General features: G+C 49.9%; 9 protein-coding genes, 1 tRNA gene and 1 pseudogene. 3 read left to right on the top strand and 8 right to left on the bottom strand.

The window, feature by feature from the left end; translation table 11 throughout:
• Positions 1–4 precede the first annotated feature (4 nt).
• Positions 5–81 (top strand) — tRNA-Asp (locus C2M35_RS13415).
• 187 nt (positions 82–268) lie between these two features.
• Here C2M35_RS13415 and C2M35_RS13410 read toward each other — a convergent pair.
• Both C2M35_RS13410 and fadE read right to left on the bottom strand, forming a co-directional pair.
• Positions 269–2,218: a S9 family peptidase gene (locus C2M35_RS13410; protein ID WP_105265556.1), complete on the bottom strand. Its 1,950-nt coding sequence runs from the start codon at positions 2,216–2,218 to the stop codon at positions 269–271.
• 173 nt (positions 2,219–2,391) lie between these two features.
• Positions 2,392–4,848: an acyl-CoA dehydrogenase FadE gene (fadE, locus tag C2M35_RS13405; protein WP_105215588.1), complete on the bottom strand. Its 2,457-nt coding sequence runs from the start codon at positions 4,846–4,848 to the stop codon at positions 2,392–2,394.
• Between the two features lie 177 nt (positions 4,849–5,025).
• Here fadE and C2M35_RS13400 point away from each other — a divergent pair, with 177 nt between their 5' ends.
• Positions 5,026–5,790 (top strand): class II glutamine amidotransferase, encoded by a 765-nt coding sequence (locus C2M35_RS13400; protein ID WP_105200557.1) that lies wholly within the window; start codon positions 5,026–5,028, stop codon positions 5,788–5,790.
• 57 nt (positions 5,791–5,847) lie between these two features.
• Here C2M35_RS13400 and rsmS read toward each other — a convergent pair whose 3' ends face one another.
• From rsmS to dinG, 6 genes and pseudogenes are all read right to left on the bottom strand, one after another.
• The gene (gene rsmS, locus C2M35_RS13395) at positions 5,848–6,009 is read right to left on the bottom strand and encodes a pleiotropic regulatory protein RsmS (protein ID WP_105200556.1); all 162 of its coding nucleotides are present in this window, start codon (positions 6,007–6,009) and stop codon (positions 5,848–5,850) included.
• Positions 5,981–6,271 carry a late competence development ComFB family protein gene (locus C2M35_RS13390; RefSeq protein ID WP_105200848.1) on the bottom strand — a complete coding sequence of 97 codons (291 nt, stop codon included), beginning with the start codon at positions 6,269–6,271 and terminating at the stop codon, positions 5,981–5,983. The genes rsmS and C2M35_RS13390 overlap by 29 nt, the downstream gene beginning before the upstream one ends.
• An 87-nt stretch (positions 6,272–6,358) precedes the next feature.
• Complete coding sequence (locus tag C2M35_RS13385) at positions 6,359–7,267, bottom strand: histone deacetylase family protein (protein WP_105258361.1); 909 nt, start codon at positions 7,265–7,267, stop codon at positions 6,359–6,361.
• A pseudogene (locus tag C2M35_RS13380) lies at positions 7,264–7,871 on the bottom strand (primosomal replication protein). Before C2M35_RS13380 ends, C2M35_RS13385 begins: the two are co-directional and overlap by 4 nt.
• Positions 7,871–8,647: a TSUP family transporter gene (locus tag C2M35_RS13375; RefSeq protein WP_105215584.1), complete on the bottom strand. Its 777-nt coding sequence runs from the start codon at positions 8,645–8,647 to the stop codon at positions 7,871–7,873. The pseudogene C2M35_RS13380 and the gene C2M35_RS13375 overlap by 1 nt, the downstream one beginning before the upstream one ends.
• On the bottom strand, positions 8,635–10,719 hold the full coding sequence (dinG, locus tag C2M35_RS13370) for an ATP-dependent DNA helicase DinG (RefSeq protein WP_105265555.1): 2,085 nt from the start codon (positions 10,717–10,719) through the stop codon (positions 8,635–8,637). The genes C2M35_RS13375 and dinG overlap by 13 nt, the downstream gene beginning before the upstream one ends.
• Before the next feature lie 165 nt (positions 10,720–10,884).
• On the opposite strand from dinG, the gene C2M35_RS13365 reads away from it, so the two are divergent.
• On the top strand, positions 10,885–13,212 hold the full coding sequence (locus C2M35_RS13365) for a DNA polymerase II (RefSeq protein ID WP_234000068.1): 2,328 nt from the start codon (positions 10,885–10,887) through the stop codon (positions 13,210–13,212).
• Positions 13,213–13,438 lie beyond the last annotated feature (226 nt).

Raw genomic sequence — 13,438 nt, 5'->3', positions numbered from 1 at the left:
CTGCGGAGTGGTAGTTCAGTTGGTTAGAATACCGGCCTGTCACGCCGGGGGTCGCGGGTTCGAGTCCCGTCCACTCCGCCATTTGCTTCTCCCCTTAAGCAAACTTTCCCTTAATAATTTTCTTAGAATTTTCATAATAGCTTTCCGAAATACTCAGCTTTTATTCCCTAACATTGAAAACTTGTCTTTAAAATGCGCATAAAAAGTTTGGCAAAAAAATAGCCGGTGTTTAAACCAGCTATTTCTGTTTTGGCTTTATCTGCCTGTATTATTTGCCTTTTAGGTATTTATCCAGAAAGCGAACATAGGCATTGGATGCGGCAATGCGGTTTTCCCGTTTGCTAAAACCATGGCCCTCGTCATCGAATAGCACATATTCAACCGGGACATTATTGGCTTTCACCGCCGCTACCAGTTCATCACTTTCCACTTGCAGCACCCGAGGGTCGTTGGCGCCTTGTACTACCAGCAGAGGCTTGGTGATGTTTTTGGCGTGGAACAACGGCGAGATACGACGGTGACGTGCTTCATCCGTGGCCGGATCGCCCATTTCGTCATACAGCGACTTTTTAAAGCTTTCCCACCAAGGTGGAATTGAGGTGAGGGTGCGCACCCAGTTGGTCACGCCGAAGATATTAATACCCACCTCGAATTCTTCCGGGGTGAAGGTCAGCGCTGCCGCCGTCATATAGCCGCCGTAGCTGCCGCCCATAATGCCTATCTTGTCGCCATCGACCCAATCCAGGGTTTGCAGATGCTTTTTGCCATAGATGATGTCTTGCAGGTCGTCTTCGCCATGCTTTTTATCATCAAGGTGGAAGAAGGTTTTGCCATAGCCCGAGCTGCCGCGGTTGTTGACCGCAAATATCGCATAGCCATGGTTAACCAGGTGCTGCTGCATGGCGCTGTAGCCGGTGCGGCTTTGTCCACCCGGGCCGCCATGCACCCAAATAAGCGCGGGCACCTTATTGGTTGCCGATGCCTGTTTAGGCTTGTAGAGCACTCCGGGTATGGTTAAGCCATCAAAGCTCTTAAAGCGCACAATTTCACTGTTAACCAGGTTGTTTTCGTCTATTTGCTTACTCAAGGTGCTGGTCAGGCGCTGTGCCGTATCGCTGCCGATCTCCCAGTGATAGAGATTACGTGGGCTGGTATCCGAGCTGAGATAGAAGGACATAAAGCGTTCGTCATGACTGAACTCAACGCCACTAAGGGTGCCCTTGGGAAGCGAGCTAGGCAGGGTTAACTGCTTATTGGTACTGGTATCGAAGATGGTGATCTCAGTGCTGGCATCGGCATTGATGCCACTGACCATATAGCGTCCGGTCTCGGAAAAGCGCAGAAAACTGATGTCCCAGTCCGCTTTTAGCGCCAGGCTGTGTTCATTGGTGGCTAAGTCATAACGCCAGAGCTGGCGAAACTCACCCTTGGCATCGGTGGCATAATACAGAGACTGGCCATCGACACTAAAACCCCAGGCATTGTAATTGGCCGGGTCGTCGTGGGCGCTAAGTAAGGTCGGTTTGGCACTGCGGTTATGAGTGTCGAGCAGGTAAAAATCGCTGTCGCGATTACTGTTGGTTTTATTTAAGGCGATAAAGCGACCATCGGGGCTGATGGCGGCCACATTAAAGCCTTGCTCATTCTTATAAACCAGCTCGTTGTCATAGGTTTTGGCATCAAATTTATAGAGATCCATAAACTTAGGATCGCGTTTATTGCTTAATACATAGAAGCTGGCGTCGTCCTTGCTAAAGCCGGCAAATCCGGCGCGGGTTTGTTCCCCAGGCGTCAGATCCCTGATGGTGCCATCGAGTTCGCGCACAAAAAGGTGATGTAGTTCATTACCGCCGTTATCGCGGCTAAACAAGATACGGTCATCCTTGGGGAAATAGCCAACGCTATAGGTGCTGTCTTGTGCATCTGTGATCTGGGTACGACTGCCGTCACTCACCTTGACCTCATACAGGTTGTAAATACCCGTTTCGTCGCTGCTTAACAGCAACTTGTCGCCGCTGTGGTTAAAGCTGTTTCCGCTCAGGCTTACTGTGTCGAAAAAGGTTTCCGCGCTATAGGTGGGGATAGCTGCAACACTTGCTGCCACGGGAGCTGGGGCCGATGCTTGACTTTGAGCCGTGCTGGAGGTGTTTGATTGGCAACCGCTTAAGGCCAGGGTTAACGCGGCAGCCAAACTGGTCGCGACTAGGGTTTTTGACATGCTTCTCATCCTTAGAGTTGTTGTTATAGCTTTTTGTAGCGTTAATAGTGTTTGCCTTGGCAGGCGTAAATGCAAGAAAAGTGTGTGATTTATCACCAGTAAATTGTTAGCAAATTTAACCGGCATAAAAAAAGCCGGCTGGGCCGGCTTTTTAGTAGGGGAGTCAGGAAGCTTTACGCTGCCGACGCCTTTTTGCTTGTTTGTTTGCGTGCAGCCTTACCGGCAAGCAGGTCTTCAGGGTCGAAATCATCGACATTGATCACATCAAGACGCTGCTTTTCGACATCACGCAGACGCTGTGCTTCGTCTTCGGTAAGCACACCGGCTTTGAGGCCTTGCTCGGCAATTTTATCGAGCTGCATAAAGGCCAGTTTCTTACCTGTAGCGCGACATACCTTATCGAACAGTGGCTCGACGGCAAGAATATCACGTAAGGCTTTTTCTTGATTACCTAACAGGCTGTTAGGCCCTTCGCTCAAGAAAATATGCTGTGCTAAACGCGTACGGGTTTCGTTTGGCGTTTGCAGTAGCTGGGCAATAACATGCTCTTGCTTGTCGGTTGGCTTGCGCACCGGACGGCCCCATGGGAAGAGTACAACCTTAAGCAATCCGCGAAGTGGTGCCGATGGCATATTGTTGATCAGATCCGCTAAGGCACGTTGACAACGGTACAGATACTCTTGGCAGGCCCAACGCACCAGAGGTAAGTCTTCCTTACGGCGACCTTCATCGTTATAGCGTTTTAGCGTTGCCGATACCAGGTATAGGTAGCTGAGCATATCACCAAGGCGTGCAGAAATACGTTCCTTACGCTTTAATGAGCCGCCAAACACCGCCATACAGATATCAGACATGAGTGCCAGTGAGGCACTGAAGCGCGCCGCATCGCGATAAAACTGCGCAGTTTCATCTTTAAAGGGTACCGAAGTAAAGCGGGCACCGGTGAAGGCCAGCCACTTGGTACGTACCAGGTTAGAAATGGTGTAGCCGATATGACCCATTAGCGCGTTATCAAACACATCCAGGGCTTCTTTACGGTCTTCTATGGTGGTGGCGTTAAGCTCGGTCAACACGAAAGGATGACAGCGGATCGCACCCTGACCATAGATGATCATATTACGGGTAAGGATATTAGCGCCCTCGACCGTGATAGCAATAGGCGCGCCCTGGTAACCGCGGCCCAGGTAGTTGTTCGGACCCAGACAGATACCCTTACCGCCGTGAACATCCATGGCGTGCATGGTCGACTCGCGCATTTGCTCGGTCAGGTGATATTTAAGGATGGCGGAAACCACAGACGGTTTCTCACCCAAGTCCACGGCGCCGGTCGACATAGTCACTGCAGCGTCACAGGCATAGGCGTAACCGCCCAGTTTTGCCATGGCCTCTTCAACCCCTTCCATTTTACCTATGGGTAAGCGGAATTGGCGGCGAATACGGCTGTAGGAGCCGGTTGCCAGAGCCAACGACTTAATGCCGCCAGCCGAGTTAGAAGGCAGGGTGATAGCGCGGCCTACGGATAAGCATTCAACCAGCATGCGCCAGCCTTGACCGGCCATTTTCGGACCACCGATGATGTAATCTAGGGGTACGAATACGTCTTTACCTTGAGTTGGACCGTTTTGGAACGGTACATTCAGCGGGAAGTGACGACGGCCGATTTCCACGCCTTCCATATCGGTTGGGATCAGCGCACAGGTAATGCCCAGCTCTTTTGTATCGCCAAGCAGGCCATCTGGGTCTTGCATTTTAAAGGCCAGACCAAGGACGGTAGCAACCGGTGCCAAGGTGATATAGCGCTTATTCCAGGTCAGGCGAATACCCGTTACTTCTTCGCCATTAAATTCACCCTTACACACCACACCATAATCAGGAATGGCGCTGGCATCTGAGCCGGCTTCCGGTGAGGTTAATGCAAAGCAGGGGATCTCTTCACCGCGGGCTAGTCGCGGTAGATAATGATCTTTTTGCTCTTTGGTTCCATAGTGTTGCAATAACTCGCCCGGGCCTAATGAGTTAGGCACGCCAACTATGGAAGAGAGCAGGGTCGATTTACTGGTGAGTTTTTGCAGTACACATGATTGAGCATAAGCAGAAAATTCCAGGCCACCATATTCTTTTTTGATGATCATGGCGAAGAATTTGTTGTCTTTCAGGTATTGCCATACCTCGGGCGGCAGATCGGTCAATTCATGGGTTGCTTCCCAATCGTTGAACATGCCACATACCTCTTCCACAGGGCCGTTTAGGAAGGCCTGCTCTTCGGCACTGAGTTTGGGAGCTGGATATTGGTGTAGTTTTTTCCAGTTCGGATTACCGCAGAAAAGGTCTGCTTCCCACCAGGTGGTACCTGCGTCGATGGCCGACTTCTCGGTCTCTGACATGGTGGGGGTGACTTTTTTAAAGGCCTTAAACAGCGGCTGAGTTATATATTGTTGGCGAATTGTGGTAACCGATAGAGGCACCGCAATAACCAAGAATAATAGCCAGCTGATAAAACCAAAGGCGCCGGCAAAGGTGCCGATAAGCATGGTCGCAGCGGCCAAGCCCAGGCAGGTGTTGTAACTGGCTCTGTGGTAGCTGGCATAAGACAGCACCGCAATAAGCGCGAGTAAAAATAGGAGTGTCATAATCTTATTCCTTGTTAGAGGTCTGACCACTACCGAGTAGATTAGCGTTACTCTATGGGGGTTGCAAGTCCTGTGTTTAATTATAGGGCTGTGATATGAATTTTATTAGTACCTGACTCGCTAGCGGCGAGTACTTTCTTAATACCCTTAGTATTTCTTTTTTTATTAGGAGCTTATGTGTGCGAATTGCTTGGCATGTCGGCCAACGTCCCCACCGATATTTGTTTTAGTTTTACCGGCTTATTAGAGCGCGGCGGTAACACCGGTCCACATACGGATGGCTGGGGCATTACCTTTTATGAAGGCAAGGGGTGTCGTTCATTTAAAGACCCTTTACCTAGCGCCGAGTCGGAAATTGCCAAGCTGGTGCGCGCCTATCCCATTAAAAGCAAATCGGTGATAAGCCATATTCGTCAAGCCAATCGCGGTCGAACCTGTTTGGAGAATACCCATCCTTTTACCCGTGAGCTGTGGGGCAAGGAAATAACCTATGCCCATAATGGCCAGTTATCCAATTACAATGACCTTAAGCCGAGCTATTATCAGCCGGTAGGCAGCACAGACAGTGAGTTGGCGTTTTGTTGGCTACTTGATCAAATTCGCGAAAAGTATCCAAAGCGTCCCTCGAATATGGCCCCCGTATTTCGCTACGCGGCTAAATTAGCGCATCACTTGCGTGAGAAAGGGGTGTTTAATATGTTGTTGACCGATGGCGTCTATGTGCTGGCGTATTGCACCAATAATTTGCACTGGATCACCCGTCGTGCTCCCTTTGGCAAGGCAACCTTGATCGACACCGAATTGGTGGTGAACTTTCAAGAAGAAACCACCCCCAACGATATAGTCACAGTGATAGCGACGCGGCCGCTCACCAATGACGAATGCTGGCATAAAATGGAGCCGGGTGAGTTCGCTTTATTTAAGCTTGGGGAAAAAATTTAGAGTGTATATCGCGGCGCTAAGGTTTAGGCTTTTGGCGCCGCAGTTTTATTGTCTTATTTAAGCTTCTAGGGCACGTAATTCAAGGTCACGTTTAACAATTTCCAAAGCGCTTAGGGCCAACTGCGGATCTATATTATGTTGCTCCAGCAGCATGATCAGATCGACCGCCAGTTTGACGTCATCCGGGGCCTTATCTAGGGGCTTGCCTGAATTCTCCATGGGTTCCTCGCTTTGCTATTAAACCGCGGGCTAACTTGATCGCAGCCTGTACCTGCAGCTGCATGTGGGCGGCTTCTTCTGCAGACAAATAAACCAACATATTGACATCGGAGCGGATATACCGCGACGGCAGCTGATTTAAAACGGTGCAACTGAGATCCGCAAGGGTATCTTCATCATAGTGCTGTTGCAACTGCTGCAGCGCCATTTCTTCGACTAGGAGTCTTTCATAGTAATTATGAACATCGTCATGTAACTTCATGAATTCTATGCCCAAATCTAATTGATATTCAATTAGCATAGCGCACCCAAAAGCCCTGTCCAGAAAATACCTTTTGCCTTGGGGGGTTTATTCCTTGTAGGTATGGTAGGCGCTTAGCAACAACTGCCAATGCACATCCACCACCCGTGTCAGGTTGCGCTGATAACCACCGCCGAGGGCACAGCACAAAGGAATGCTTCTTTGTTTCGCCATGTCCATAACCAGGCTGTCGCGCTGCCTAACGGCATCAAGTGATAGTGACAGGGTGCCAAGTTCATCCTCGCTAACTACATCGGCTCCGGCGTTATACAGAATTATGTCCGGTTGATGCAGGCGTAGTACCAGATTAAGCGCCGTTTCCAGGGTGTCCAGATAAAGGGCATCGTCGCAGCCCGTCGGCAGCGGGAAATCATAATCCGAGCTTTGTTTAAGACGGGGAAAGTTTTGCTCGCCATGCAAGGAGAGGGTGATGATATCCGCATCATCGCCGAGAATACTGGCGCTGCCATCGCCCTGATGGACATCCAAATCAAGCAGTAGCACGGTATCTGCACGCCCTTTCTGTATTAGCTCACGGGCGGCAATGGCGAGATCGTTAAAGATACAGTAGCCACTGCCATGGCCGGCAAAGGCATGATGATAACCACCGGCCAGGTTTACCGCTATGCCGTGTTCCAGCGCACAATAGGCGGCGCCCAGAGAGTTGCCAACAGACTGTAAGGTGCGTGCCACCAGGGTGTCGCTGTGGGGGAAACCTATGCGTTTTTGGGCGCTGGCGGGCAGGGTACCGCCGATAAAGTCATTTATATATTCTGGTGTGTGAACCCGGGCTAGTTGCTCTTTTGTTGCGGGCTCGGCGCAGTGTAAGTGCACAGCTTTGCCAAGCTCAGGATCTGCGAGCAAGCGCTCGTATAGCAGCCGATATTTATGTATGGGAAAGCGATGGTGCGCCGGTAAGGGCAGTGCCGAATACAGGGGATGATAAAAGACATTCATCGCGCTTGCTGTTTTTCCGCGTATTGAATGCGCTCTTCACAGGCTCCTATGGCTTTACGACAGCGTCCCAAACGTGCGTGCAATGCCAATATTTCTTTATTTAACTGGGTTGCTTGCTCGCCCTGAGCCTTGTGTAACAGCTGCCGACGTTCGCTTATCATCAGCTCTAAGCGGCGTTCAAACTCATGGTTTTTGGCCAGCTCCTATAGAGCTCACTGGTGGGCTGAATGAGCTGCTGCACCGCCTTTTGGTATTTTCTCGCCCGGCTAATTGGGGTATTTTCCTTTTCCCAAACTGGCGTAGCTTTTAATACTTTGACTATGGCTTCTATTTGCTCGCTTAATTGGGTCAGGGCAAAAGTGTACTGGTGGCGCGCCGCTTGTAGTTCGCTGCGCCCGAGTCGCTCAAGTTGTTGCTCTACTTCATCCACATAGTCGAGTAGCTGCATACTTCTGGTATTGAATACCGAACGCTCAAAGAGGGCGTGCTGGTTCTGCATATAGCGGTTTTTGGCAAACCACTTGGCCTTATCAAATTGCTCCGCATCGTGGCGCAAACGCTGCACTTGCTGCTTTAATCGAGTCAGGGCATCGGCACGCGCCATTAGAGATAGGCCTCATAAACAAGTTTTAGCGCCAGCAGGATCACCACAGTATTAAATACCGGGCGGATCACCTTAGAGCCAAAGCGAATGGCTGAGTGGGCACCCAGCCAGGCGCCGAACATTAAAAACATCCCCATGGTAATGCCGAGGATAAAATTCACGTGACCCAGGGCGACAAAGGTGATCAGGGATATAAAGTTGCTGACAAAGTTCATCGAGCGCGCCAGGCCGCAGTTCAGCAATAAGTTCATCTTGTATAAAACGCTGTTGGTGGCTGTCCAGAAGGTGCCTGTGCCCGGGCCGGCGATGCCGTCAAAAAAGCCCAGCGCTAACCCTTGCAACCATTGTTTAACACGCAGTAAGGGGGTGAGGACGGGCAGTTTATCGCTCTGCTCAGGGCTGAGCTTGCCAAACAAAGAATAAATGGCCACCAGGATGATCACCACGGGGATCAGTTTATTTAAAAATTCGATGCTGAGACGGTCAACGATCAAGGTGCCTATGGCCGCACCAATCGCGGTGGCGAGAATTGAGCCAGCCCAAAATGCCGGGTCGAATAAGCGCTTACGGTAATAGGTGACGCTGGCGGTCAGTGAGCCGAAACTGGCAGCCAACTTGTTGGTGCCTAAGGTTAAATGAGGCGGCAGTCCAGCGGTGAGTAAAGCGGGCACAGTTAGCATGCCACCACCGCCGGCAATGGCATCGATAAAACCGGCGGCCAGTGCCACGGCGCACAGTATTGCCCAAGTAGAGGGGTCGATCGCTAATTCAAACATGAACAGTCAATTTGTCTTTTAAATGGCGGCAAGGTATCAAGCATCGCCTTACCATATCTTTTGCTGACTAAGCGCCTGTCGTAGATAGTAATGCGACCGCTATCGCGTTCTTTGCGCAGCAGTCTACCACAGCTTTGCACTAATTTCTTAGCCGCATCGGGCACGGTAATGGATAAAAACGGGTTACCGCCTTTGCTTTGCACAAACTCGGCTTGAGCTTCTTCAATGGGCGAGGTAGGCACCGCAAAAGGGATCTTGGTGATCACCAGATTAGTGAGGTAATCGCCAGGCAAATCAAGGCCCTCGGATAGGCTTTGCGTACCGAACAAAATGCTGCCTTGGCCATCATCAATGCGTTTTTTATGACGGCGCACCAGGGCGTCTCGGGATATTTCCCCCTGCACTAATATGTCCCAGCCTTGTTTGCGCAGACGCTCGGCAACATGCTGCATTTGCCAATAAGAGGCAAACAACACTAGATTGGCGCGATCCTTTTGTAAACTCTGGGGCAAAGCCTTTACCAGATAGTCGCTAAAGGCTTTATCTGTGGGCTCACATTCGGTTTTTGGAATATGTAACAGGGCTTGCTGCGGATAATCAAAGGGTGAAGGCACCTTGATAAACTTAACACCGGGCTCGCCACGCAGGCCGCTTTCGTGGGCAAAATGTTCAAACGAACCTAGAGCCGTGAGTGTGGCCGAACAGAGCACGGCACCGGCGCATTCTCGCCATAATTTGTCTTTAAGATAAAAACCCACTTCGATAGGGCAGTCGCTGAGCAGGTAATCATGGTGATTTTTGTACTCCATGCGCTTTATCCAGCGGGCATGGGGCACGCTTTCACTGTGTTTACTGTAGCTGGACCAAAGTTTATACAGGGTTTCTAAACGGGCGATGTATTGGCCACTTTCGGCCAACAAGGGCTCGGCGATAAAGCCCTTCACATCACCGTCGTTAACGTCGCTGCTGAGCGCTTCATGCATTTTATTCAGGATGCGCAGCGCGGTTTTTGCTGCCTCGGCTATGTCCTGTGCCTGCTGTGTAAGCTGCTCAGGTAAGCGGCCATGGGCGAAGCGATAGGTATGATCTTCATTGTATTCATAGGCGGCGCTATCGAGCATGGTTAACACGGTTTTATGGCCACGACCGATATCATCGACGGCATCGTTTAGCTTAAATTGGCTGCCGGCAGCACTGGCGCTAAAAATGGCTTGTGCCATTTTGCCGCTGAACTTGAGCAGCTTCTCCAGCCAGTCCTGGGTACCCTTGATGGTCGCTGCGGCGGAGGAGAAGTCTCGGGTAATGTGAGCGAGGTGATGAGCCTCGTCTATCACATAAATACAGTTTTCCGGCTCGGGTAAAATAACCCCGCCGCCAAGCTCCAGGTCTGCTAGTAACAAGCTATGGTTGGCAACCAGTACATCCATTTGTGCAATTTTATTGCGCGCCAGATGGAAGGGGCAGGTTTGGTGTGCCTTCATCTGCCGTTGGCAGGAATGCTTATCACCGCTGATCAACCCCCAGACTCTATCCGGTATTACATCGGCCCAGGAGTCTCTGTCGCCCTGCCACTTTTTATTGCTGTAGGCTTGATGCAATTGCTTCAGGCATTTTTGCTCCATCTCACTGAGCGGCGAGCTAAGTGTGGGCATTAGCGCCATTTGCTGTTCATCGCCGTTGACGGCATTTTCCAGCTTGTGGGCACAAATATAGCGGCCTCGTCCCTTCACCAGGTCATAACTAAAGGTCAGGCCACTGTGCTCGGCAAAAAATGGCAACTCTTTAAATAGTAGTTGCTCTTGCAGCGCCACAGTTGCGGTAGAAATAACTAACTTCTTATTTGCCTTGAGGGCGATGGGCAGGGCCCCCAAACAATAGGCCAGGGATTTACCTGTGCCCGTGCCTGCTTCGATAACGCAGATCCGTTGTTTTTTGTCATACTCCCCAGCCAGGGTTTTGGCTATTTCCGCCACCAGGTAGTTTTGGCTCGGCCTGGGTCTATAATCCTCAAGGCTGGCAGCGATCCGCTGATGAGCGGTACGTATGGTCTTTTTAAGCGGATCGGAGAGCATGATTTAACTTATGTATATATTTACAGTGCTGATATTCTAGGGGGACTAGAAGAAAGACTCAAGGATTAGTCAACGACCAGTCTGCTACTTGGCATCTTTAGCTGCTGTAATTATGGCGCTGCTTGGTTACACTGGTGCCATATCTGATGTTTGAGTGAACCCGCCTTGTCTACGCCTAACCCTGCCACCGCCGGTTTTATCCTTTCCATGCAAACGCAACAGCGTCGCCATGGTATTTATTATGTTGCCTGGCTGGCTACCGAGCGTGGTCCGGTCAAGGTCATATCGACGGCGCAAAAGGCGGTGTTTTTTATCGCGCAAAAAAATAGTGCGAGCGCCGAACGTATTTTGGCATCTCTGCAGAGTCGGTATCAGCAACGTGCTCTGACGCTTAAAACATTTGCGGGTGAGCCAGTCTGTGCACTTTATTTTTCTTCCTTGCAAGATTATTACCAGGGCCGAGAGTTACTGCGTGAGCAGGGTATCGAACTCTATGAGGATGATATCCGCCCGCAAGAACAATTTTTAATGGAGCGCTTTATTCGCGGTGGTGTTTGGGTGCAAGGCGAAGCGTCCGGCGGTGATAACCGTCTAATTCGTAACGCGCGCTTTAAAGCTAATGATGGCTTTCGTCCCAAGCTCTCCATGTTATCGCTGGACTTGGAGTGCAGTCCCGAGGGCATTTTATATAGTGTGGCGCTGGTGAATGAGCACAGCCGCCAGGTGATTATGATAGGCCCAAGTCCAAGTGCAGGCCCGGAGCAACCTTGGCTTGATTACGTAGAAGACGAAGCTGCGCTTCTATATGCGCTTATTGAGCAAATTAAAAATTTAGATCCGGACTTAATTATCGGCTGGAATGTGGCCGACTTTGATATGCAGCTTTTGTGTTTTCGTGCCCAGCAATTGGGCATTGAGCTCACCCTGGGACGCGATGGTGAAGCTGTGATCTGGCGCGGCGGTCAGGTTAATAAGCTAATAGTACCGGGGCGGGTGGTACTCGATGGCATTGATATGTTAAAAAATGCCACTTATCACTTTAGCAGTTACAGCCTGGATAATGTCGCCGCCGAGGTGCTCGCAGAGCGTAAATTGCTAGAGCAGGGAGATAAACTTGGCGCCATACAGCATCTTTTCCATCACGATAAACTCAAGTTAGCCGAATACAACCTCAAAGACAGTGAGTTGGTGCTGGCGATATTCAATAAGCTGGAACTGTGCGAATTTGCCGTAGCCCGTGCTCAGCTAACCGGTTTGCCTCTGGAGCGCCTTGGAGGCTCGGTGGCGGCATTTAGCAATCTATATCTTCCCCATTTGCATCGCAGTGGCTATGTCGCCCCCAACTTGGGCGATCATGGCCTGAGCTTCGACAGTCCCGGGGGCTATGTGATGGACTCCACACCAGGACTTTACGATAACGTTGCCGTGCTCGATTTTAAAAGTCTGTATCCGAGCATTATTCGCACCTTTTGTATCGACCCCATGGCGCTTATCCTGGGTTTGCAGCAGCCGCAAGACAGTGTGCCGGGGTTTAACCATGCTTATTTCTCCCGCACCGAGCACCACCTGCCGCAACTAGTATCCAATTTAGCCGAGGCGCGTCAACGCGCTAAAAACCAGGGTGATCATCATTTGCAGCAGGCGATCAAGATTATTATGAATAGCCTCTACGGCGTGCTCGGTTCAAAGGGATGTCGCTTTTATGATCCCAGGTTATCAAGCTCCATCACCTTGCGCGGTCATGAAATTATGCAAACCACCAAAATGTGGCTTGAAGACTTGGGTGTTACCGTTATTTACGGCGACACGGATTCAACTTTTGTGGCCCTGCCCAAGGACCTGGATGAAGCGCAAAGTCATCGCGTTGCATCGGACTTGGTAGCAAAAATTAACCAAAAATGGCGTGATAGATTAAAAAATAACCTAAACTTAACCAGTTATCTCGAGTTAGAGTATGAGAGTTTGTATAGGCCATTTTTTATGCCAAAAGCTCGTCATAAAGATATTGGCAGCAAAAAACGTTATGCGGGCTTGTTAGCACAAGCGGATTATCGTCTGGTGTTTAAAGGAATGGAGTCGGTGCGTAGCGATTGGACGCAGTTCGCCCGGGATTTCCAACAAGATTTATTTAATGCCTTATTTACAGGTGGTGACCTGCAACAGGTGGTTGCAGAGTATCTGGATAAGTTGCACCACTGCGATGATGTGAAACTACTTACTTATAGTAAACGCTTGGGTAAAGACCCTGATCAGTATACAAAAGCTATCCCTCCTCATGTACGGGCGGCGCGGGGCTCTGTTAAGGGGTTAAGCAAGGGCGACTGGGTTCACTATGTGATCACCTTGTCAGGGCCTAAGCTGCTGCCGACCTCGCAACCGCTGGACTTAGAACATTATTTGGAAAAGCAATTAAGACCCATTATTGATGACCTTCAGGGCCTTGGAATTACCATTAATTACGGCCACTCGGGCAAACAATTCCCGCTTCTGTAACAAAATAATTTATAACGATTACACTTGTGTAATTGAATATTTAGATTGTTGTTTTTTAAGCTTATTTTAGAAACATAAAGCAATGGTTTGTTTATTTAACGTTGTTTTTTATGCTTTTGTTGTTAATTTGCTGTTGACCAGTATTTCTCAAATTGTTTAGTATCTCTTTAGGAAGTGTATTTTGTTACATTTCGCTAAGAGTTGTTCACAACAAAAAATAATTAGT

This window comes from Pseudoalteromonas sp. T1lg76 (assembly GCF_002964725.1).
In the GTDB taxonomy this organism is placed as follows: Bacteria; Pseudomonadota; Gammaproteobacteria; order Enterobacterales; family Alteromonadaceae; genus Pseudoalteromonas.
The sequence above is the reverse complement of the archived record's forward strand: the minus strand, read 5'-3'. Positions and strand labels throughout refer to the sequence as shown.

Excerpts from the sequence above, each read along its gene's own strand:
- C2M35_RS13385 (WP_105258361.1), bottom strand. The coding sequence starts at position 7,267 with ATGAATGTCTTTTATCATCCCCTGTATTCGGCACTGCCCTTACCGGCG.
- C2M35_RS13390 (WP_105200848.1), bottom strand. The coding sequence starts at position 6,271 with ATGAAGTTACATGACGATGTTCATAATTACTATGAAAGACTCCTAGTC.
- C2M35_RS13375 (WP_105215584.1), bottom strand. The coding sequence starts at position 8,647 with ATGTTTGAATTAGCGATCGACCCCTCTACTTGGGCAATACTGTGCGCC.
- rsmS (WP_105200556.1), bottom strand. The coding sequence starts at position 6,009 with ATGGAGAATTCAGGCAAGCCCCTAGATAAGGCCCCGGATGACGTCAAA.
- C2M35_RS13410 (WP_105265556.1), bottom strand. The coding sequence starts at position 2,218 with ATGTCAAAAACCCTAGTCGCGACCAGTTTGGCTGCCGCGTTAACCCTG.
- fadE (WP_105215588.1), bottom strand. The coding sequence starts at position 4,848 with ATGACACTCCTATTTTTACTCGCGCTTATTGCGGTGCTGTCTTATGCC.
- dinG (WP_105265555.1), bottom strand. The coding sequence starts at position 10,719 with ATGCTCTCCGATCCGCTTAAAAAGACCATACGTACCGCTCATCAGCGG.